The 20648-nt window shown below is 63.3% G+C and carries 19 protein-coding genes; 12 read left to right on the top strand and 7 right to left on the bottom strand.

The features are described from left to right. Window positions 1–31 precede the first annotated feature (31 nt). The 4 genes from LB552_RS02155 (at window position 32) to rpmG (ending at window position 2842) form a co-directional block, all read left to right on the top strand. Complete coding sequence (locus tag LB552_RS02155) at window positions 32–772, top strand: NUDIX hydrolase (RefSeq protein WP_224601581.1); 741 nt, start codon at window positions 32–34, stop codon at window positions 770–772. Window positions 773–792: 20 nt separating this feature from the next. Then, window positions 793–1968: an MFS transporter gene (locus LB552_RS02160; protein WP_224601583.1), complete on the top strand. Its 1176-nt coding sequence runs from the start codon at window positions 793–795 to the stop codon at window positions 1966–1968. Between the two features lie 92 nt (window positions 1969–2060). Continuing rightward, window positions 2061–2519, top strand: a complete 459-nt coding sequence (locus tag LB552_RS02165; protein WP_224601585.1) for a hypothetical protein — start codon at window positions 2061–2063, stop codon at window positions 2517–2519. Window positions 2520–2674: 155 nt separating this feature from the next. Further along, window positions 2675–2842, top strand: a complete 168-nt coding sequence (gene rpmG / locus LB552_RS02170) for a 50S ribosomal protein L33 (protein WP_006201775.1) — start codon at window positions 2675–2677, stop codon at window positions 2840–2842. A gap of 489 nt (window positions 2843–3331) precedes the next feature. On the opposite strand, the gene LB552_RS02175 is transcribed toward rpmG, so the two are convergent. Both LB552_RS02175 and LB552_RS02180 read right to left on the bottom strand, forming a co-directional pair. After that, window positions 3332–4705 (bottom strand): PleD family two-component system response regulator, encoded by a 1374-nt coding sequence (locus LB552_RS02175; protein WP_224601587.1) that lies wholly within the window; start codon window positions 4703–4705, stop codon window positions 3332–3334. 31 nt (window positions 4706–4736) lie between these two features. After that, the gene (locus LB552_RS02180) at window positions 4737–5108 is read right to left on the bottom strand and encodes a response regulator (protein WP_027166515.1); all 372 of its coding nucleotides are present in this window, start codon (window positions 5106–5108) and stop codon (window positions 4737–4739) included. Between the two features lie 240 nt (window positions 5109–5348). On the opposite strand from LB552_RS02180, the gene LB552_RS02185 reads away from it, so the two are divergent. After that, window positions 5349–5648 carry a DUF3572 domain-containing protein gene (locus tag LB552_RS02185; RefSeq protein ID WP_224543752.1) on the top strand — a complete coding sequence of 100 codons (300 nt, stop codon included), beginning with the start codon at window positions 5349–5351 and terminating at the stop codon, window positions 5646–5648. Further along, window positions 5645–6298 carry a hypothetical protein gene (locus LB552_RS02190; RefSeq protein WP_224601589.1) on the top strand — a complete coding sequence of 218 codons (654 nt, stop codon included), beginning with the start codon at window positions 5645–5647 and terminating at the stop codon, window positions 6296–6298. Before LB552_RS02185 ends, LB552_RS02190 begins: the two co-directional genes overlap by 4 nt. A 9-nt stretch (window positions 6299–6307) precedes the next feature. On the opposite strand, the gene LB552_RS02195 is transcribed toward LB552_RS02190, so the two are convergent. Both LB552_RS02195 and LB552_RS02200 read right to left on the bottom strand, forming a co-directional pair. Continuing rightward, window positions 6308–7885 (bottom strand): hypothetical protein, encoded by a 1578-nt coding sequence (locus tag LB552_RS02195; protein ID WP_224601591.1) that lies wholly within the window; start codon window positions 7883–7885, stop codon window positions 6308–6310. A 149-nt stretch (window positions 7886–8034) separates the two neighbouring features. Further along, window positions 8035–8610: a GNAT family N-acetyltransferase gene (locus tag LB552_RS02200; protein WP_224601593.1), complete on the bottom strand. Its 576-nt coding sequence runs from the start codon at window positions 8608–8610 to the stop codon at window positions 8035–8037. A gap of 65 nt (window positions 8611–8675) precedes the next feature. Here LB552_RS02200 and LB552_RS02205 point away from each other — a divergent pair, with 65 nt between their 5' ends. Next, window positions 8676–10004 (top strand): DNA polymerase IV, encoded by a 1329-nt coding sequence (locus tag LB552_RS02205; protein ID WP_224601595.1) that lies wholly within the window; start codon window positions 8676–8678, stop codon window positions 10002–10004. Between the two features lie 4 nt (window positions 10005–10008). On the opposite strand, the gene LB552_RS02210 is transcribed toward LB552_RS02205, so the two are convergent. Continuing rightward, window positions 10009–10512 (bottom strand): hypothetical protein, encoded by a 504-nt coding sequence (locus LB552_RS02210; protein WP_224601597.1) that lies wholly within the window; start codon window positions 10510–10512, stop codon window positions 10009–10011. Between the two features lie 178 nt (window positions 10513–10690). Between LB552_RS02210 and LB552_RS02215 the strand changes: the two genes are divergently transcribed. After that, window positions 10691–11578 (top strand): DMT family transporter, encoded by an 888-nt coding sequence (locus LB552_RS02215; RefSeq protein ID WP_224601598.1) that lies wholly within the window; start codon window positions 10691–10693, stop codon window positions 11576–11578. 133 nt (window positions 11579–11711) lie between these two features. Here LB552_RS02215 and dnaE read toward each other — a convergent pair whose 3' ends face one another. Both dnaE and LB552_RS02225 read right to left on the bottom strand, forming a co-directional pair. Then, window positions 11712–15236 (bottom strand): DNA polymerase III subunit alpha, encoded by a 3525-nt coding sequence (gene dnaE / locus LB552_RS02220; protein ID WP_224601600.1) that lies wholly within the window; start codon window positions 15234–15236, stop codon window positions 11712–11714. A 113-nt stretch (window positions 15237–15349) separates the two neighbouring features. Next, window positions 15350–17362 carry an acetyl/propionyl/methylcrotonyl-CoA carboxylase subunit alpha gene (locus tag LB552_RS02225; RefSeq protein WP_224601602.1) on the bottom strand — a complete coding sequence of 671 codons (2013 nt, stop codon included), beginning with the start codon at window positions 17360–17362 and terminating at the stop codon, window positions 15350–15352. A 267-nt stretch (window positions 17363–17629) separates the two neighbouring features. On the opposite strand from LB552_RS02225, the gene LB552_RS02230 reads away from it, so the two are divergent. From LB552_RS02230 to LB552_RS02245, 4 genes are all read left to right on the top strand, one after another. Next, entirely contained in the window at window positions 17630–18757 is a 1128-nt protein-coding gene (locus LB552_RS02230) for an S-(hydroxymethyl)glutathione dehydrogenase/class III alcohol dehydrogenase (RefSeq protein WP_224601605.1), read from the top strand. Window positions 18758–18821: 64 nt separating this feature from the next. Next, window positions 18822–19391, top strand: coding sequence for an S-(hydroxymethyl)glutathione synthase (gene gfa, locus LB552_RS02235; protein ID WP_224601607.1), 570 nt, complete (start codon window positions 18822–18824; stop codon window positions 19389–19391). 65 nt (window positions 19392–19456) lie between these two features. Further along, entirely contained in the window at window positions 19457–19924 is a 468-nt protein-coding gene (locus LB552_RS02240) for a YaiI/YqxD family protein (protein WP_140627381.1), read from the top strand. A gap of 26 nt (window positions 19925–19950) precedes the next feature. Continuing rightward, window positions 19951–20622 (top strand): DUF1345 domain-containing protein, encoded by a 672-nt coding sequence (locus LB552_RS02245; RefSeq protein WP_095765091.1) that lies wholly within the window; start codon window positions 19951–19953, stop codon window positions 20620–20622. Window positions 20623–20648: the final 26 nt, after the last annotated feature.

Genomic DNA, 20648 nt, shown 5'->3' on the forward strand with positions numbered 1-20648 from the left:
GCATCAAGGAAGTTTCCGCTAGGTCGAGCGCATGGAAGGAATGACCAAGGCGGATGTCGACAAGCTCGATAAGGGCCTGGCCGTACGCAGCGGCCGAGCGTTGCGTCCGCGTGATGCGGCGACCCTCATTCTGCTCGATCGCCGGGGCAAGGACGTTCTGGTGCTGATGGGCCGGCGCCATGCCGGGCACGCCTTCATGCCCGGAAAATTCGTCTTCCCCGGCGGCCGCACCGATCCCGCCGACAGCCGCGTTCCCGTCGCTGCCCCTCTGGGTGGTGAGGAAGAAGGCAAGCTGGCCGCAGGCCCCGGCCGTGCCAGCGCGGCGCGGGCCCGCGCAATCGCCCTGTCGGCGATTCGCGAAACCTATGAGGAAGCCGGCCTGCTGATCGGCCGCAAGGGCACCTTCTCGACCGCAAAGCGCGACTGGCAGGGTTTCGCCGAACACGGCGTGATCCCCTCGCTGGACGCGCTCCGCTTCGTCGCCCGCGCCATCACTCCGCCCAATCGCGTGCGCCGTTTCGACACGCGTTTTTTCAGCGCCTGGCGCCACGACGTTGCCGTGGAATTGCCCGGCGGCGGTCCGACGAACGAACTCGAAGAACTCGTCTGGCTGCCGCTTGCCGATGCCCGCAATGCCGACATCCCCGACATCACCGGCATGGTCCTGGAAGAACTGGAAAGTCGGCTTGCCGAAGATCCATTGTTGCGGCCGGGTGGCGCCGTGCCGTTCTTCCGGCTCGTCCGCAACCGCTTCGTCCGCGAAGTCCTTTAGAAGCAGAGCATTTTGATCTCATGACGGTCGATACCCAACAACAGGGCGACGAACGCGTACACTGGCTGCCGATGGTCGCCGCGATCTCTTCGATCAGCGTCGTCGGCATCGCCATCGGCCTCGGCATGCCGTTGCTCAGCGTCATTCTGGAAAGCCGCGGCCACTCCGCTTCGATGATCGGCCTGAATACCGCCGTCGCCGGTCTCGCCTCGATCGCCGGCGCACCGCTGGCCACCCCGCTGGCCATGCGGCTCGGCGTCGCCTGGACCATGCTGTTGATGATTGCCATCGGTGCGCTCGCCTTTGTCGGCTTCCATTTCGCGCCGGACTTCTGGATGTGGTTCCCGCTCCGTGTCGCCCTGCACATCTCGCTGACGGTGCTGTTCATCCTGTCGGAATTCTGGATCAGCACCTCCGCCCCGCCCAGCCGCCGCGGCCTTGTGCTTGGCATCTACGCCACCGTTCTGTCGCTCGGCTTTGCCGCCGGACCCTGGCTGTTCGCCCATCTCGGCAGTTCCGGCTTCCTGCCGTTCGGCGTCACCATAGCGCTGGTGACGCTTGCCGCCATTCCGGTGCTTGCGGCGCGCAACGAGAGCCCGACCATCGTCGCCGAGAGCGAGACCAGCCACTTCCTGCGTTACATCTGGCTGGTGCCGACCGCGACCTTCGCCGTGCTTGTTTTCGGCGCCGTCGAGACCGGCGGTTTCTCGCTCTTCCCCGTCTATGGCAGCCGTATCGGCTATTCGGAAGCCGACGCCGCGCTGCTTCTGACAATGATCGGGCTCGGCAATGTGCTTCTGCAGATCCCGATCGGCATGATCAGCGACCGCGTTTCCGACCGCCGCTACCTGCTGCTGGCCTGCGCCACGGTCGGGCTCATCGGCACGGTCTTCATGCCGTTCTTCGCACAGAACTGGCATCTGATGGCGGCCCTCCTGTTCGTCTGGGGCGGCGTCGTCGCCGCCATGTACACGATCGGCCTTGCCCATCTCGGCTCGCAGCTGTCCGGCCATGAGCTGGCATCGGCCAATGCTGCCTTCGTGCTCTGCTATGGTGTTGGCATGGTGCTGGGTCCGCAGGCGATCGGCATCGGCATGGATGCCTTCGGCCCATCCGGCTTCGGCTGGTCGCTGGCCTTCTTCTTTGCCGCCTACATGGCTTTGATCTTGGTCAGGCTGGTGCGCAAGATTCTCTAGGCGATGCCGCTGAAGCGTCGGGCATCCTGACATCACCGTGTCAGCAGCACCGCTGCTATAACCTGCCTCCGACGCGAGGTAGGAGAATTGCGATGGTCGACAGCGGCTTTGAAACCAGATCCCTCAGGATGGAACTGCTTCTGCTCGTCACATTCCAAGCGCCGGCCGCCGATGTCGAGCGCATCATGGAGGCCGTGGTGGCGATCACGCCGCTGCGCATGGGCAAGTATGACGCCAACGCCTATCAGTCGGCGCAAGGCATCGAGCGCTACCGGCCGCTCGAAGGCGCCGCGGCCGGCGCTGAGACCGAACTGCGCCGGCGACCCGGCACCGTCGAAGTGTCGTTCGAGATCGCCGACGACCAGGCACTCGCCGCTCGTGTCGTCGAGGCGATATTCCAAGCCCATTCCTATCAGGAGCCCGTCATCCGCATCCAGCCGCTGCTCGCCAGCCGTTCCAAGGGTCTTGACGATCGTGCCAATCCCAACCGCTGGTGGAACACCACGGGCGACTGGAAAAAGGCGGGGCAATTGGTCGAGCATAACGCTTGAGACGTGGACACGGGCCATGCCGAAATGAGGCGAAGAAGGCGCTCGGGCTTGACTTTCCAGGCGCGTTCTTTATGTGTCGCGCCAAGTTTCCCGCGTCCGGGTGTTTCCCCGTGCTTCAGCGGCCAAAACTCCACGAACATTAACGGACGAAAATCATGGCCAAAGCCGCAAACATCAAGATCAAACTTCTGTCGACCGCCGACACCGGGTTCTTCTACGTCACCAGCAAGAACAGCCGTACCAAGACGGACAAGCTCTCGTTCCGCAAGTACGATCCGGTCGCCAAGAAGCACGTCGAGTTCAAGGAAACCAAGATCAAGTAATCTGGCTATCCCGAGAAATCGAAACGCCGCCCTCTGGGCGGCGTTTTTGTTTTAGGAAGGACCGGACGACAAAGGAGCCGTGCCACGATCAAGCACGGGGGTTCCGATGTCGGTGTTGAGAAAAGGGGGCCGGTCGGCGGTTGGCAGCGGTACGAGGAGGCCACTATGTGCCAGCGCCGGCCGGCCGACCCCACGGACCCAGGAGATGCGGCGGACCTGAGCATCATGGGGTATTTTTGGATCGAGCCGGCTACTCTACCCTCGCGCCGGCCTCGTCTTCTGTCTATGCGTCGCAGATTTGCGCAAGACCTCATAAAAATCAACCATTTCTTAACCACCGCTCACGAATCGCTTGGGTTAAGGTAAATTCGTAACCCTGTTGCAGCGCTGGAGAATCGTCGCCTTTATGCCGAGCATGTCTCCCGAAAGTGGAAACCGGTTTCAGGATAAAGACAGGCGCGTGCGGGGTCTGAAAGATCGCGACGCGTTTTAGGCAGCCTTGGCGACCACCCTGTTGCGGCCGCCGCTTTTGGCCTCATAGAGCGCAAGGTCGGCGCGCTTCATCAGCGCGGCGACGCTGTCGGTCCCTTTCAGGAGAGACGACACGCCGACGCTGACCGTGACCTCGATCGCCTTGCCGTCGGCACCGATGGCAAAAGCTGCCTGTGCGATCTCGGCGCGAATGCGTTCGGCCACCTTCTCGGCGACCGCGCCGTCGGTGTCCGGCATAACCACGACGAACTCCTCGCCGCCGAAGCGGCAGGCGAGATCGATGCCGCGCACATTCTTGCGCAGCCGCCGGGCGAACTCACGCAGAACGTCGTCACCGCCGTCATGGCCATGGGTATCGTTGATCGACTTGAAGCGATCGAGATCGGTGATCATCACCGACAAGGGCCGCCGCCGCGCCACGGCGCGATCGAACAGTGTCTGCAGATGGCTGTCGAGGTAGCGGCGGTTGTGCAGCCCGGTCAGCCCGTCGATGACCGCCATCTCGATCGTCTGGGCGACGCTGGCGCGCAACTGATCGTTGTAGCGCTTGCGCCGCACCTGTGTGCGCAGGCGCGCCGTCAGCTCATGCTGGTCGATCGGCCGGATCAGGTAGTCATTGATGCCAAGTTCCAGACCACGCAGGATGCGGCCCTCCTCGCCCTCGTCTGCGAGCAGCATGATCGGCAGGAAGCGGGTGCGGTCGAGCGAACGCAGCTGCGAGCAGAGTCTCAGCGCATCGAAGTCGGAGAAGGCAGTCGAGATCAGCACGCATTCATACGCCGTCTCGGCCGCCTGGAAGAACCCCGCATTCGGGTCGGTCGCGACATCGAGCTCGGCGGTGTTGCGCAGCATCTTCTGGATGCGTTCGACGGAAGTTTTGCGCTCGTCGATGAGCAGCACCCGCGGCTTGGAGTCTTCGGTCGCAAAATCGCGGCTCAGAAGTTCCTCGATGCCGATATTGCGCGTGGTCGAGGCGCGCAGCCTGAGCTCGTCGGTCAGCGACTTCAGCCTGACCAGGCTCTTGACGCGTGTCATCAGCTGCAGGTCGTTGACGGGCTTGGTCAGGAAATCGTCAGCACCCGCCTCGAGGCCGCGTACCCGGTCCGACACCTGGTCGAGCGCGGTGATCATCACGACAGGGATATGCGAGGTCGCCGGATCGCTCTTCAGGCGCTTGCAGACCTCGAACCCGTCCATGTCCGGCATCATCACGTCGAGCAGCACGACGTCGACCTTGCCGTTCTCGCAGGTCTCGATCGCATCGGGGCCGTTATTGGCCGTCAGCACCTCGAAATACTCGGCAAGCAGCCGAACCTCCAGCAGCCGCACATTGGCGGGGATATCGTCGACGACGAGGATCCGCGCGGTCATCTCAAAACTCCGGTTCTGCTGGTCTCGGGCATCAGGCGTCGCCCAGATAGGATTTGATCGTCTCGATGAAGCGCGGCACCGAGATCGGCTTGGAAATATAGGCCTCGCAGCCGCCCTGGCGGATGCGCTCCTCATCGCCCTTCATGGCGAAGGCGGTGACGGCGATAACGGGGATCGAATGCAATTCGTCGTCTTCCTTCAGCCATTTGGTCACTTCCAGGCCGGACACTTCCGGCAGCTGGATGTCCATCAGGATGAGGTCCGGCCGGTGCTGGCGCGCGAGGTCGAGCGCCTCCAGGCCATTGCGCGTGCGAACCGTTTCGTAACCGCTGGCTTCGATGAGGTCCCGAAAGAGCTTCATGTTAAGCTCATTGTCCTCGACGATCATCACCTTCTTAGCCATCAGTTTCCCGTCCCGACCGCCCTCGAAGCCGAAGGCCGTCGCAATGCGTCCCCTTCGGACCGCACCCAACCCATTTCCACTCTAGCCCAATATGATTGACGAAACGGAAACCGGAGGTTGGAAAGCTGCACCAATTCCACCTTCGGACGTTGCATGGGAAAGAGCGGAGGCTTGCCGCAAGCGACGCTTGCCGTTACTGCGGAAGGAGACTCGAAAAAATCCACCATTGCAAAGGTAACGATGGCGAACGCAGCGTCAATGCGCGAGGAAGCGGAAACCATTGCCGTCAAGGCCCTGGCCTTCGTCGCCGCCGACCCGGAGCTTCTGCCCCGCTTTCTGGCGATCACCGGCATCGAGGCGAACTCGATCCGCAGGGCCGCAGCTGAGCCGGGCTTCCTTGCCGGCGTTCTGCAATTCATCCTGGCACACGAGCCGACGCTTCTGCGCTTCGCCGAGGAAACCGGCACGCCGCCAGCCGCCGTCGGCAAGGCGCTGCGCGCCCTTCCGCTCGGCGACGACGATCACGAGCGCTCGACATGAGCGACGATCCCGAGACGGCGCGGCAGATCGAAGAGCTTGCCGCCGACGATCGGCCGCTGCTGGTGCTCGACGTCGACGATGTCGTGCTCGAATTCGTCCGGCCCTTCCCGCATTTCCTGAAGTCGCGCGGCTTCGGGTTGACGCTGGCTTCCTTCCGCCTCACCGGCAACATCGCCGAGACGGCGAGCGGGCGGCTGATCGAGCAGCCGGAAGTGACGGCGCTGCTCGGCGATTTCTTCGACGCCCAGGCGGATTGGCAAAGCATCGCAGAGGGTGCGGCGGACGCGCTGGCGACGCTTGGCCGAAGCGCCGAGATCATCCTGCTGACCGCCATGCCGCACAAGCACCGCGCCGTGCGCCGCGCGCATCTCGATGCGCTGGGGCTCAATTACCCGCTGCTGACGACGGAAATGGCCAAGGGACCGGCCATCGCGAAACTGCGCGGCGTCAAGGGCCGGCCCGTCGCCTTCGTCGACGACCAGCCTTCCAACCTGGTTTCGGCGCGCAACTCCGTGGCGGATGCCCATCTCTTCCATTTGATGGCTGACAACTCGCTGCGCGCCTTCCTGCCGCCGACGCCGGAAGACATTATCTCGGTCGACGACTGGCGCGATGCGGCGCCAAAGATCGCGGCCGCGCTCGGGCTTTAACTCAAGCACTCAAGGCTTCAGCTTCGCTCCGGCCCCACCATTGTCGCCGCCGTCGGAATCATCGCTGCCGGTGGAATCATCTGTTCCGTCCGCGCCGTCATCGCCTGAGTTGTCATCCTGACCTGCGCTGTCGTCCTGGGCGGCGTCCGGTCCCTTCAGCATCGCGCCGTTGACCGTGACCGATCCATCGGCCTTGGTGTTGATCGTCCACTCCAGCCGGCCATCCGGCAGCGTCTTGCCAAAGCCTTTGACGGCCAGGGCAAAGGGGAAGGCCTGCGCCATCTGCTCATCGCTTTTGGCGGCTTCCTTCAAGGCATCGACGATCTTGTCATAGCCGGCGACATCGACGGTCACGCTCGCATCGGGTTTCTCGCCGGGAAAGGTCATCTCGCCTTCCAGCGCAACTTCGATGGCGCCGTTCTTCACCGTGCTGTGCGCGATCACGACCTTCGGATTCTTGGCCTTGAAATCGGCGACCAAAGCTTTGCCGAATTCATCCGACAGCGGCGGATTCTTATTGAGATCAAAGCCTTCGATCGCCTTTTTCGCCATCGTATCGAGATCGATATTGGCGCCGCCGAAATGCAGGTCGATGTCGGTGGGCAGCAATGGGGTGGTCCATTCCGGCAGGGTCTGATGCGGGATCGTCAGACCGGCAGCCTTGATCGCGTAATCGACCTTGCCGTTCTGGGAGATGCCGTCCATGCCGAATGCGGTGCTGAATTGCGTGGCGCCGAACTTGCCGACAGGGCTGTCGACCTCGAAATTCTTGAAGCCGTAATTGCCGTCGATCCTTTCCCAGATGGGCAGCGCGGCCAGCATAAGCGATTTGAGCTCAGCCTGGTTGGCCTTGAGCTTGGCTTCGTCCTCATTGGCCACGGCAAAGGCAAGCAGGTCGAGCAGCGGCTTCGTCCGCACGCCCTTGCCGTTTGCGTCCACCGAAAGTTCCGGCGTTTTCAAGGTGAGCGGAAAATTCATCCCGCTGTCGGGGTCGTTCACCTTGATCATCTCGACGAAGTCCGAGACTTTCTGCGTGGCCGTGAAGTCGACGCCGCCATTGGCGGATTTGGTCGCGGTAACGGTGGCGGTGCCGGCGCCGGTCGAGACGTCGGCCTGCTGCTTGGCTTCGTTGGATGTCATGGTCATCCCGGCCAATGAGCTGGTCGCGCTGGTGAAAGCCGCAAGGGCCGGATCGTAGATGCTGGTCAGCTTGCCGTCCTTGATCGTGAACTCCATGCTCTGACGGCCTTCCGGTCCTTCGAACTCGAAAGATGCGCCTTGCGAGAAATTCGACGAGACGTCCCAGGATCCGTCGCTGCGCGGCTTCACCATCAGCGCGTATGGCGCCATGTTGAATTTCAGGAGCTTCTGTTCCGGCAGCGCATTGACGAGCGCCTTGACGTCAAGCGCAATCTTGTAGGCGTCGCCCTCGACCGAAACCTTGAGCACGCCCTTGTCGAACGCCTGCTTGCCGAAATAGCGCGCCAGATTGTCGGAAAGATCTTTGGCGCCTTGATTGTCGACGGTCTGGGCAAAAGCCGGCGCGCTGAGCGCGAGGGCAAAGGCAAATGGCAAAATACGCTTCACGTCAGTTCTCCGTGATTTCGGAAGACGAAATATTCATGCTTCTGGTAGGCAAGAAGCGTAACAGCCGCAAGACGCCGACTGTAGGCCAAAAGCTCATTCGGCTAAAGCGCTAGGCGCATCAGCGCCCAAAGCACAAGGCGCATCAGTACCTAAAGCACAAGGCGCATCAGCGGCCGGCCGGGCTTGCGCTCCACCAGCCTCTCGAAGCCGGCCTTCTCGAACACCCGTGACGAGCCGACGAAAAGCCCGATCGAGCGCGAATCGCGCGACAGATCGATCGGGCAGGCCTCCAGCAGCCTCGCTTTATTCTCGCGGGCGAAAGCGATTCCGCCCTCGACAAGGCGATGCGTGATGCCCCGCCCCCTCGCCCTGGGGCGGATGAAGAAGCAGGAGATCGCCCAGACGGCCGGGTCGCCGGCATCGGCGGGATCGACCGGGGCCGAGCCCCTGCCCTGATTGTTCCACTCGGGGATGTCGGCGCGCGGGCCGACCTGCATCCAGCCGACGGCCTTGCCGTCCTCGAGCGCCAAGAGCCCCGGCGGCGGGCCCGTCTCGATTCGCGCCTTGATGAGATCCTTGTTCCGCTCCTTGTCGCTGGCGCGGCGCTCCGCCGGCGACAACCGGAAATGCGTGCACCAGCAGCCGTAGCAGGCACCCTGCTTGCCGAACAGGTCCTCGAAATCGGGCCAGCGTTCAGGAGTCAGCGGTGCGATGGTCGTGCTCATGCGTTCTCCCCAGGCCAAGCTTGTTGCCAGCCTTGCGCTGTCGTACCATTGCATTTGTTCTCTTTATGTTCGCAGCGATGGCGGCTCCTGTCAACAATCCCGAACACGGTTTTTGCCGTGACTGCCTGGCGCTCCAGCGCGGCGAGACGCGTCGCTGCGATCGCTGCGGCAGCCCGCGCCTTGTCCATCACGCCGAGCTCTACCGGCTGCGGATCGCCCATATCGATTGCGACGCCTTCTACGCGGCGGTCGAGAAGCGTGACAATCCCGCGCTGAAGGACAGGCCTGTCATCATCGGCGGCGGCCGGCGCGGCGTCGTTTCCACCGCCTGCTATATCGCCCGCATCCAGGGCGTCCGCTCGGCCATGCCGATGTTCAAGGCGCTCGAACTGTGCCCCGAAGCGGTGGTGATCCCGCCCGACATGGAAAAATATGTCGGTGTCGGCCGCCAGGTGCGCGCGTTGATGCAGGCGCTGACGCCGCAGGTCGAGCCGCTGTCGATCGACGAGGCCTTTCTCGACCTCGCCGGCACCGAGCGGCTGCACGGCATGCCGCCGGCGCTGGTGCTTGGGCGCTTTGCGCAGACGGTGGAAAAGGAGCTCGGCATCACCGTTTCGGCGGGCCTCTCCTACTGCAAGTTCCTGGCGAAAATTGCCTCGGACTTCCGCAAGCCGCGCGGCTTTTCCGTGATCGGCGAAGCCGAGGCGCCAAGCTTCCTCGCCGCGCAGCCGGTGACGATGATCTGGGGTGTCGGCAAGGCGCTGGCCGCGACGCTGGAGCGCGACGGCATCCGCATGATCGGGCAGCTGCAGCGCATGGAGCGCGGCGACCTGATGCGCCGCTATGGCGTGATGGGCGACCGGCTCTACCGCCTGTCGCGAGGCGAGGACGACCGCCCGGTCGATCCGGACGGCGATGCCAAGAGCGTCTCGGCCGAAACCACCTTCGACAACGACATCGGAGCCCTGGCGGAGCTGGTGCCGGTGCTGCGCGGGCTGTCGGAAAAGGTCTCGGCCCGGCTGAAAAAATCCGGCATCGCCGGCCGCACCGTGGTGCTGAAGCTGAAGACGCAGGATTTCAAGACCCGCACCCGTAACCGCCAGCTCGGCGACCCGACGCGCCTGGCCGACCGCATTTTCCAGACCGGGCTCGACCTGTTGCGCCGCGAGGCCGACGGCACAAAATTCCGCCTGCTCGGAATCGGCGTCAGCGACCTCTCCGACGACCAAAAGGCCGATCCGCCGGATCTGGTCGACGTGCAGTCGCGCAAGCGCGCGCTTGCCGAAGGCGCGATGGACACGCTGCGCGACAAGTTCGGCAGGAAAGCCGTCGAGACCGGCTATACATTCGGCAAGGGGGGCGCCGCCAATCCGCCCGAGCCGCTGGAAGATTGAAGGGTCAGGTGCGCTTGAGGTCGATCCGGCTCGTCACCACCATCTTGCCGGTTGCCGGATCCATGTCGGTCACCGTCATGCGCATATTGTCCGGCCCGATCTTTTCTACGGTCAGCTCCGCATTGCGGTCGCCATTGACGACTTTCGCCCAGTGGATGTCGAGGTTGATTGCGTCGCCCTTGCGGCTTCCGCTGAGCCCGGCAGGTCCGCTGCGCGAACCTATGTAAGTGCCAGTGTAGCTCGCCCCGTCGACCTTCAGGTCGGCGCGGATTTCCCGCGACATGATCAACAACGTACGACAGGTGCCGTCAAGCGAGAGCGAGTCCGCCGTCGCGTCCGAAGTGAAGTTGCAGTTGATGTTCATCACCGGCGTGTTCGTTCTGATCCTGACCGTCCCCTTGCCGGCGAACTTCCCCTGCAGCGATCGCAGGAAGGCCGCCTCGTCGGCATGCGCGCCCGTCGCGCAGAAAAGACAGGCGGCGGCCAGCAAAGCGGCGGTCGATTTCATCAAGACGTTTCCCTCTCGCGATCATGCGCCCTCCGATGGAAGGCGTGGACTTAACGGATGCCCAGGCGCCAGGTTCCGCCGCCGCGATGACGGTTTTTTGACGCCCGCTCCGCTGGCCCAGTGGAATGACGCTACTAACGGTTGCGGCCCGGGTCCGGGCTTGCGACATAGGGCTCAAATGGCGCCCGCTCCCTCGATCCCAAAAGCCGCGTTCTGGATGGCTCTGTCAATCGCCTCGATGCTGGCGATGTCGGTTGCCGGCCGCGAGACGACAGCCGAGCTCAACGTCTTCCAGGTGCTGGAGCTGCGCTCGGTGATCGGTTTCTTCATCCTTTTGCCGCTGGTGATGATGAGCGGCGGTTTTGCCGCGATGCGCAGTGAGCGCCCGTTCGCCCATATCGCCCGCAACATGATCCACTATACCGGCCAGGCCGCCTGGCTCTACGCGCTGACGCTCATTCCGCTCGCTGTGCTGATCTCGATCGAGTTCACCACGCCGATCTGGACGGCGATCCTGGCGGTCAGCTTTCTGGGGGAAAGACTGTCCCGGTCGAAGCTCACGGCGATCGTGCTTGGCCTGATCGGCGTGCTCGTCATCGTGCGCCCCAGCGCCGGCTCGATGGATCCCGGCCACCTCGTCGTCCTGGGCGCCGCGGTCTGCTTCGGCATCTCGATGGTGCTGGTCAAGTCGATGACCAAAACCGAAAGCGTGGTGCGCATCATCTTCTGGATGCTGATCATCCAGTCGGCAGTTGGCCTGATCCCGGCTCTCTACAGCTGGCACAACCCTTCGCCAGGGCTCTGGCCATGGATCTTCGTCATCGCCTTCACCGGCATGTCGTCGCATTTCTGCCTGGCCCGCGCGCTCGTCCATGCCGATGCCACGATCATCTCGCCGATGGACTTCCTGCGCGTGCCGCTGACGGCGCTGGTCGGCTGGCTGCTCTACCATGAGCAGATCGACGTCTTCACCGCCGGTGGCGCGGCTCTGATTCTCGCCGGCAATTTGCTCAACCTGCAGAAGAAGACGCCGCGGGTGGCAGAGGCGGAGGCGGCAACGCCCTGAGCTCGGGTGTGTTGAGATTCAGGTCAGGCCAAGCTTTCGAGAACCGGAGCGGAGCGGACATTCGGGTCCGTGAGCACCGGAAGCGCAGAAAACCAGCATTTGCAGGCTGGCATTACCTGAATATCAACACAACCTAGACCAGCTCCACGTCCACCACGCCCTGCACCGCGCGCATGGCGGAGGCGATCTGCGGCGAGACGCGATAATTACCCAGGCCGATCTCAATCTCGCCCTGCGCCTCTCCCTTGAGAACGATGATGCTGACTTGACTGTCGCCACGCTGCTTGAGCTGCGATTGAATGATCGACGATGGTCCATCGTCCCTGACAAAGATGCGCAGCGCTTTCTGGATGCGGCTGGCTTCATCGTCCAGTGATTGCACCGAGTTGATGCGCAGGTTAACGCCCTCAGGCCTGTCTTCGGCCGCAACCATGATCACCACCGAACTGCCGGGCTCCAGCATGTCGCGATACTGCGCCAGGCCTTCGGAAAACAGTACGGCCTCATACTGTCCCGTCGTGTCGGAAAACTGCACGACGCCCATCTTGTTACCCGTGCGGGTCTTGCGCTCCTGCTTGGAGGTGACCGTGCCGGCGAGGCGCCCGGCGGCGGCGCCGCGTTTGACCGCAGCCGAGAATTCCGCCCAGTTCTGCACCCGCATCTTCTGCAGCGCGGACTTGTACTCATCGAGCGGATGCGCTGAAAGATAGAAGCCGACGATCTGGAATTCACGGTGCAGCTTGTCGGCGGCAAGCCACGGATCGGTCGCCGGCAGGTTGAGAGCCTGCGACTGGCTCCCAAGCGAAGCGCCGAAAATGTCGGCCTGGCCGGAGATGGCGTTTTGTTGCGCCAGCGAGGCAAGGCCCATCATCCGCTCGACGCCGGCCATCATCTGCGCGCGGTCGTGGCCGAAGCAATCCAGCGCGCCCGCCATGATCAGGCTTTCGAAGACGCGCTTGCCGACGATCTTGGGATCGACCCGCTCGCAGAAATCGGCAAGGTTCTTGAACGGCTTCTCGCCGCGTTTCTCGACGATGTGCTCGACCGCCGCGTCGCCGACGCCTTTCAGCGCCGCCAGCGAATAGAAGATCTTGTTCTCGCCGACCTCGAAGGGACGGAAGCTCGACATCACCGACGGCGGCACCACCTCGATGCCAAGGCGCATGGCGTCCTGGCGGAAATCGGCCAGCTTGTCGGTATTGCTCATGTCGAGCGTCATCGACGCCGCGAGGAACTCTACCGGGTAATGCGCCTTGAGATAGGCGGTCTGGTAGGAAACGACCGCATAGGCCGCGGCGTGCGACTTGTTGAAGCCGTAGTCGGCGAACTTGGCCAGGAGGTCGAAGATAAAATCGGCCTGCTGCTTTGAGACGCCGCGCTCGACCGCGCCGGTGACGAAGCGCTCTCGCTGCTTGTCCATCTCGGCGCGGATCTTCTTGCCCATGGCGCGGCGCAGAAGGTCGGCTTCGCCGAGCGAATAGCCGGAAAGCTCCTGCGCGATCTGCATCACCTGTTCCTGGTAGACGATGACGCCTTGGGTCTCCTTCACCAGATGGTCGATCTTGGGATGGATCGAGGCCATCTCCTCCTCGCCATGCTTTCTGGCGTTGTAGGTCGGGATATTCTCCATCGGGCCGGGGCGATAGAGCGCCACCAGCGCGATAATGTCCTCGATGCAGTCCGGCCGCATGCCGATCAGCGCCTTGCGCATGCCGGCACTTTCAACCTGGAACACGCCGACCACCTCGCCGCGCGACAGCATCGCGTAGGTGTCGGGGTCGTCGAGCGGTATCTTGGCGAGATCGATGTCGACGCCGCGCCGCCGTATCAGCTTCACTGCCGTTTCCAGCACCGTCAGCGTCTTCAGGCCGAGGAAGTCGAACTTCACCAGCCCCGCCTGCTCGACATATTTCATGTTGAACTGGGTGACCGGCATGTCCGAGCGTGGATCGCGGTACATCGGCACCAGCTCGGACAGCGGACGGTCGCCGATGACGATGCCCGCGGCATGCGTCGAAGCATGCCGGTAGAGGCCTTCCAGCTTCTGCGCCGTGTCGAGCAGCGTCTGCACGATCGGCTCCTTCTCCGCCTCCTCGGCGAAGCGCGGCTCGTTGGCGATGGCGTCCGCCAGCTTGACCGGATTGGCCGGGTTCTGCGGCACCATCTTGGAGAGCTTGTCGACCTGACCGTAAGGCATCTGCAGCACGCGGCCGACATCGCGCAGCACCGCGCGCGCCTGCAGCGTTCCGAAGGTGATGATCTGCCCGACCTGGTCGCGGCCGTATTTCTGCTGGACGTAGCGGATGACTTCCTCGCGCCGGTCCTGGCAGAAGTCGATGTCGAAGTCCGGCATCGACACCCGGTCCGGATTGAGGAAGCGCTCGAACAGCAGCGAGAAACGCAGCGGGTCGATGTCGGTGATGGTGGTCGAATAGGCGACCAGCGAGCCGGCGCCCGAACCGCGCCCCGGCCCGACGGGAATGCCTTGCGCCTTCGCCCATTTGATGAAGTCGGCAACGATCAGGAAGTAACCCGGGAACTTCATCTTCTCGATGATGCCGAGCTCGAATTCGAGCCGCTCGCGATATTGCTCGACCGTGTAGCCGGGCGTCGGCCCGTGCGCGGCCAGCCGCGCCTCCAGGCCTTCGCGCGCCTGCCGGGCAAGCTCGGCCGCCTCCGCCTTCTCGGCTGCGTCCTTGTCGGCGGCATCGGCGCCGGTAAAGCGCGGCAGGATCGGGCTGCGGGTTTTCGGATAGTAGGAGCAGCGCATTGCGATCTCGACCGTGTTGTCGATCGCTTCGGGCAAGTCGGAAAAGAGGCGCGCCATCTCGGCCTGCCCGCGCAGGAAATTGTCAGGCGAAAGCCGCCGGCGGTTGTCAGCGGCGACCACCGAGCCTTCGGCAATCGCAATCAGCGCGTCATGCGCCTCGTAATCCTCGCGTTTGGAGAAGAAGGCCTCGTTGGTTGCGACCAGGGGCAGGTCATGCGTGTAGGCTAGATCGACGGTCGATTTCTCGACCATGCGGTCGTAGCCGGCGACCCGCTCCAGCTCGACATAAAGCCTGTCACCGAACAGGCCTTTGAGGAACAGCAGCCGCTGTTCGGCGAGGTCGCGCCGGTCCGCTTTGAGCGCACTGCCGATCGGACCGCGCGGCCCGCCGGTCAGACAGATCAGCCCGTCGCACCGATCTTCCAGCATAGCGCTGGTCAGATGCACCGGCTCGCCTGGCGGCGTCTCCAGATAGACCTTGCTGATCAGCCGCACGAGATTGCTGTAGCCGTCCTCACTGGCGGCGATCAGAACGACCGGCGACATGTCCGGGCCGTGGCGGCGGCGGTCGCGCTGGCCGTCGCTCACCTCGCCGGAAAAGGCCAGATCGATCTGGCAGCCGATGATCGGCTGGATACCTTCCTTGACCGCCTTCTGGGCGAATTCGAGCGCGCCGAACAGGTTATTGGTATCGGTGACCGCGATCGCCGGCGCCTCGTCCTTGACCGCATGGCCGACGATCGCGCCAAGCTGAAGCGCGCCTTCGAGCAGCGAATAGGCCGAATGCACGCGCAGATGGATGAACCTACGCGCCGGCGTTTCGGGCCGGCTGGCCTTCACTGCCGCTTCGCGCTGCAAAGGATCGCGTGGAAGTCGTTCATCCGCCATGTTTTTTCACGCTGTGCCAAGACTCATCGGTGCAGATGTATTGTCCCGGACGGGGCCATGCCAGTCCAGCACAATCGACCGCGACACAGGCTTGCGTCCCGCACCGCCCTTTGTCAGGCAAACTCCATGATCACCGCATCGACCGCCAGGCTGTCGCCGGGCTTCGCGTTGAGCTTGGCTATCGTGAGGTCGCGTTCGGCGCGCAGCACGTTTTCCATCTTCATCGCCTCGACCACGGCCAGCGTCTCGCCGGCCTTGACTTCCTGCCCCTCCGCCACGGCGATCGAGACGACGAGACCAGGCATCGGGCAAAGCAGCATCTTCGAGGTGTCGGGCGGCAGCTTCTCCGGCATCAGCCTTTCGAGCTCAGCGATCCGCGGCAGCATGGCGCGTGCCGTCACCGACATGCCTTTCCAGGCGATGCGCAAACCGTTCAGCGTCGGACGGATCTGCGCCGCGACCTTGTCGGCGCCGATCGTGCCCTGCCAGATCGCGTCGCCCGGCCGCCAGTCCGAGGCGACGGTCAGCGGCTTGCCGCCATCGATCGACAGATCGACCTCCATCGGGATGGAAATCATGCCGTCGACGATCTCGACCGGCAGATAGTCAGCGCCGATCTTTACCACCCAATCGCGCTTGAGATGTCCTGAATGCGGCGCCAGCCGGCCGCTGAGGCGGTCGAGCCGGTCGCGGCGCAGCAGTTCGATCGCCGTTGCGACGGCGGCGAATACCGCCCTCTCCTCGCCATCCGGCGCGACCGGCGAAAAACCGTCCGGATATTCCTCGGCGATGAAGCCTGTCGACAGCCGCCCCTCGCGCCAGCGCGGATGCTGCATCAGCGCCGAAAGGAACGGGATGTTATGCTCGATGCCGTCGACGATGAACTTGTCCAACGCCTCTGACATGGCGTCGATGGCTTCCAGCCTTGTCGGCGCCCAGGTGCAGAGCTTGGCCACCATCGGGTCATAGAACATCGAGATTTCCGAGCCTTCGGTAACGCCGGTGTCGTTGCGGACCACGACATCGCCGAACCTGCCTTCTTCCGGCGGCCGGTATCGCGTCAGCCGGCCGATCGACGGCAGGAAGTTGCGGAAGGGATCCTCCGCGTAAAGGCGGCTCTCCACCGCCCAGCCGTTGAGCTTCACGTCGCTCTGCTTGATGCCGAGCTTCTCGCCGGCGGCAACGCGGATCATCTGTTCGACCAGATCGATGCCGGTGACCAGCTCGGTCACCGGGTGCTCGACCTGCAATCGCGTATTCATTTCAAGGAAATAGAAATTCTTGTCCTTGTCGACGATGAACTCGACGGTGCCGGCGCTCTGGTAGTCGACGGCCTTGGCCAGGGCCACCGCCTGCTCGCCCATCGCCTTTCTGGTCTTGGCATCGAGGAACGGCGACGGCGCTTCTTCCACCACTTTCTGGTTGCGGCGCTGGATCGAGCATTCGCGCTCGCCGAGATAGACTGCCGTGCCATGCGCGTCGGCCAGCACCTGGATTTCGATATGGCGAGGATCGATGACGAACTTTTCGATGAAGACGCGGTCGTCGCCGAAGGAGCTTTTCGCTTCCGAACGCGCCCGCTCGAAACCGTCGCGCACCTCAGCCTTGCTCCAGGCGATGCGCATGCCCTTACCGCCGCCGCCGGCGGAGGCCTTGATCATGACCGGATAGCCGATCTCGCCGGCGATCCTTTCGGCATGGTCGGCGTCTTCGATGACGCCCAGCCACCCGGGCACGGTCGAGACCTTGGCCTCGTTGGCGAACTTCTTCGATTCGATCTTGTCGCCCATGGCCTTGATAGCCTTGGGTTTCGGCCCGATGAAGACGATACCTTGCTTCTCCAGCGCCTCGCAGAAAGAGGCGCGCTCCGACAGGAAGCCATAGCCCGGATGCACGGCTTCGGCGCCGGTCTCCTTGCAGGCGGCGATGATCTTCTCAGGCAACAGATAGCTCTGTGCCGCCGGCGAGGGTCCGATATGCACCGCTTCGTCGGCCATCTCGACATGCACGGCATCGCGGTCGGCATCCGAATAGACCGCGACGGTGGCAATGCCCATCTTGCGCGCCGTCTTGATCACGCGGCAGGCGATCTCGCCGCGATTGGCGATCAGGATTTTCTTGAACATTCGGATGTCGTCCTCCGGCGAAGCGGTCCAGTTCTATGGACAATCCCGCCATGTCTCAAGTGGCCGGCCGGTGCGCATCCGACTTGCTCGAATTGCGACTGCCGCGGCGAAAAACGTCGCAAGGGAAGTTGGCCGCCAGCAAGGAAAGCGATAAGGTGGTCGATGGGCTCGGAGAAACAAACGGCGGGCAGAGATTTCGTCCCGCCAGGCGGGAACGGCGGCCTGCCGTAACCTGAAACTTACTGATTGCTTGGGAGGAAACGCCTGATGAAAACGCGTGCCGCAGTCGCCGTCGCCGCCGGAAAGCCGCTGGAGATCATGGAGGTCGACCTCGAGGGGCCGCGCGAAGGCGAAGTGCTGGTCGAGGTCAAGGCGACCGGCATCTGCCATACCGACGAGTTCACGCTGTCGGGCGCCGATCCGGAAGGGCTGTTTCCGGCCATCCTCGGTCATGAGGGCGCCGGCGTGGTCGTCGATGTCGGCAAGGGCGTGACCTCGGTCAAGAAGGGCGACCATGTCATCCCGCTCTACACGCCCGAATGCCGGCAGTGCCCGTCGTGTCTGTCGCGGAAGACAAACCTGTGCACCGCCATCCGCGCTACGCAGGGACAGGGCCTGATGCCCGACGGCACCTCGCGCTTCTCGATGGGCAAGGACAAGCTGTTTCATTACATGGGCTGCTCGACCTTCTCCAACTTCACCGTGCTGCCCGAGATCGCGGTGGCCAAGGTCAATCCCGACGCTCCCTTCGACAAGATCTGCTACATCGGCTGCGGGGTCACCACCGGCATCGGCGCGGTCATCAACACCGCCAAGGTCGAGCAAGGCGCAACCGCCGTGGTCTTCGGCCTCGGCGGCATTGGCTTGAATGTCATCCAGGGTCTTCGCCTTGCCGGCGCCGACATGATCATCGGCGTCGATGTCAACAACGACAAGAAGGCCTGGGGCGAGAAGTTCGGCATAACGCATTTCGTCAATCCGAAGGAGATCGACGGCGACATCGTGCCTTACCTGGTCAACCTGACCAAGCGCGGCGCCGACCAGATCGGCGGCGCCGACTACACTTTCGACTGCACCGGCAACACCAAGGTGATGCGCCAGGCCCTGGAAGCCTCGCATCGCGGCTGGGGCAAGTCGGTCATCATCGGCGTCGCCGGCGCCGGCCAGGAGATCTCGACAAGGCCTTTCCAGCTGGTCACCGGCCGCACCTGGATGGGCACCGCCTTCGGCGGCGCGCGCGGCCGCACCGATGTGCCGAGGATCGTCGACTGGTACATGGAGAAAAAGATCCAGATCGATCCGATGATCACGCACACGTTGAAGCTCGAGGACATCAACAAGGGCTTCGACCTGATGCATGAGGGCAAGTCGATTCGCAGCGTCGTGGTTTACTGAGGAAACAAGCCGCCGACCTATGGCCAGCGACTGAAGTTGCACAGGTTCAACAAGGGAGGACTCAATGCCTGAAAAACTGCATCCGAAGATCGACAACGGCTTGCCGAGGGAGAGCGCGAGCTTTGCCGGCGGCACGCTGGTCTGCGCCTGCACCAGCAATCCGGTGAAGGTGAAAGTCAAGGGCCAGATCGCCCACAACCATGCCTGCGGCTGCACCAAATGCTGGAAGCCGGACGGCGCTATCTTCTCGGTCGTGGCCGTTGCCGGCACTGGCGATGTCACCGTCACCGAGAATGGCGACAAGCTGAAGGTGGTCGATCCCGCCGCGCTGATCCAGCGCCATGCCTGCACCGGCTGCGGCGTCCACATGTACGGCCCGGTCGAGCGCGACCATCCCTTCAAGGGCCTGTCCTTCATCCATCCCGAGCGCTTCGAGGAGGATGGCTGGTCGCCGCCGGGCTTTGCTGCTTTCGTTTCCTCGATCATCGAATCCGGCGTCGACCCGAGCCGCATGGACGGCATCCGCGGCCAACTGAAGTCGATTGGGCTGGAGCCCTATGATTGCCTCAGCCCAGGCCTGATGGACTATATCGCCACCTGGACCGCCAAGAAGTCCGGAGCCTTGGCGGCCTGACAATTGCGAAATTTCATGCGAAGGGGCCGGCCTATGTCGGCCCTTTCGTACATTTGGAGATAAGGTTGCCTGCCCCAATCATTTATGTCGACGCGGATGCCTGTCCGGTCAAGGCCGAGGTCGAGAAGGTCGCGGAGCGCCACGGCGTCGTCGTCACCTATGTCTCCAATGGCGGCCTGCGGCCGTCGCGCGATCCGATGATCCGCAACGTCGTCGTCTCCAAAGGCGCGGATGCGGCCGACGACTGGATCGCCGAGAACGCCAGGGCCAACGACGTCGTGATAACGGCCGACATTCCGCTTGCCGCGCGCACGGTGGCGCTCGGTGCGCATGTGCTCGGCCCCACCGGCCGCCCCTTCACCCCGGAAACCATCGGCATGGCGGTGGCGATGCGCGATCTCAAGCAGCATCTGCGCGAGACCGGCGAAAGCCGGGGCTTCAATGCCTCCTTCACACCGAAGGACCGTTCGCAGTTTCTGGGCGAGCTCGACCGCATCTTGCGGCGCGCGCTCAAATCCGTCACACCGGACTGATCCAACGTCTTCAAGGGCCTCGGGCCATGGGTGACGATCTCAAGACGCCGATGCATCGGCACATGCAGTTCGCCCTCGCCGCGGCCATCGGTATCGTGGCACTGCTGCTTGCCTTGTTGCTGCGCTGGCCGCTCCCCTACTCGATCGGCGCCAATGTGTTCTTTGCAAGCTATATCGCCCTGGTGCTGACCCTGATGCCGAGCCTTACCGGCCGCTATCTCCGCAAGAATGCGCGCGCGACCGACCTGCCCGTGCTGCTGATCTTTGCCGTCACGCTCTTTGTCGTCGGCGCGGCCATCGTCTCGCTGTTCCTGCTGATCAACCGCAAGGATGCCGCGCATCCGCTGCAGCTCGCCTTCGCCATATTATCGATCCCGCTCGGCTGGTTCACAATCCACGCCATGGCGTCGCTGCACTACGCGCACGTCTATTGGAAGGATGGCGACGGGATCGACGAGAAAACCCACAAGAAGATGCCGGTCGGCGGCCTCGATTTTCCGGGCGGCAAAAGGCCGGAAGGCTGGGATTTCCTCTATTTCGCGACGGTCATCGGCATGACGGCGCAGACGGCGGACACGGCCGTCACCACCTCGCAAATGCGGCTGGTCGTGCTTGTTCATTCGATCCTGACCTTTTTCTTCAACACGGTGATCGTCGCGGCGGCAGTCAATCTCGCGGTCAGCCTGGGCTCTCCGTAATAAATCCGTGATCGCATGAAACATTG

It is taken from the genome of Mesorhizobium sp. CA7, assembly GCF_020165015.1.
In the GTDB taxonomy this organism is placed as follows: Bacteria; Pseudomonadota; Alphaproteobacteria; order Rhizobiales; family Rhizobiaceae; genus Mesorhizobium.

Bases quoted from the DNA above. Each gene is read 5' to 3' on its own strand.
- LB552_RS02155 (WP_224601581.1), top strand. From the start codon at position 32: ATGGAAGGAATGACCAAGGCGGATGTCGACAAGCTCGATAAGGGCCTG.
- LB552_RS02160 (WP_224601583.1), top strand. From the start codon at position 793: ATGACGGTCGATACCCAACAACAGGGCGACGAACGCGTACACTGGCTG.
- LB552_RS02165 (WP_224601585.1), top strand. From the start codon at position 2,061: ATGGTCGACAGCGGCTTTGAAACCAGATCCCTCAGGATGGAACTGCTT.
- rpmG (WP_006201775.1), top strand. From the start codon at position 2,675: ATGGCCAAAGCCGCAAACATCAAGATCAAACTTCTGTCGACCGCCGAC.
- LB552_RS02175 (WP_224601587.1), bottom strand. From the start codon at position 4,705: ATGACCGCGCGGATCCTCGTCGTCGACGATATCCCCGCCAATGTGCGG.
- LB552_RS02180 (WP_027166515.1), bottom strand. From the start codon at position 5,108: ATGGCTAAGAAGGTGATGATCGTCGAGGACAATGAGCTTAACATGAAG.
- LB552_RS02185 (WP_224543752.1), top strand. From the start codon at position 5,349: ATGGCGAACGCAGCGTCAATGCGCGAGGAAGCGGAAACCATTGCCGTC.
- LB552_RS02190 (WP_224601589.1), top strand. From the start codon at position 5,645: ATGAGCGACGATCCCGAGACGGCGCGGCAGATCGAAGAGCTTGCCGCC.
- LB552_RS02200 (WP_224601593.1), bottom strand. From the start codon at position 8,610: ATGAGCACGACCATCGCACCGCTGACTCCTGAACGCTGGCCCGATTTC.
- LB552_RS02205 (WP_224601595.1), top strand. From the start codon at position 8,676: ATGTTCGCAGCGATGGCGGCTCCTGTCAACAATCCCGAACACGGTTTT.
- LB552_RS02210 (WP_224601597.1), bottom strand. From the start codon at position 10,512: ATGAAATCGACCGCCGCTTTGCTGGCCGCCGCCTGTCTTTTCTGCGCG.
- LB552_RS02215 (WP_224601598.1), top strand. From the start codon at position 10,691: ATGGCGCCCGCTCCCTCGATCCCAAAAGCCGCGTTCTGGATGGCTCTG.
- dnaE (WP_224601600.1), bottom strand. From the start codon at position 15,236: ATGGCGGATGAACGACTTCCACGCGATCCTTTGCAGCGCGAAGCGGCA.
- LB552_RS02225 (WP_224601602.1), bottom strand. From the start codon at position 17,362: ATGTTCAAGAAAATCCTGATCGCCAATCGCGGCGAGATCGCCTGCCGC.
- LB552_RS02230 (WP_224601605.1), top strand. From the start codon at position 17,630: ATGAAAACGCGTGCCGCAGTCGCCGTCGCCGCCGGAAAGCCGCTGGAG.
- gfa (WP_224601607.1), top strand. From the start codon at position 18,822: ATGCCTGAAAAACTGCATCCGAAGATCGACAACGGCTTGCCGAGGGAG.
- LB552_RS02245 (WP_095765091.1), top strand. From the start codon at position 19,951: ATGGGTGACGATCTCAAGACGCCGATGCATCGGCACATGCAGTTCGCC.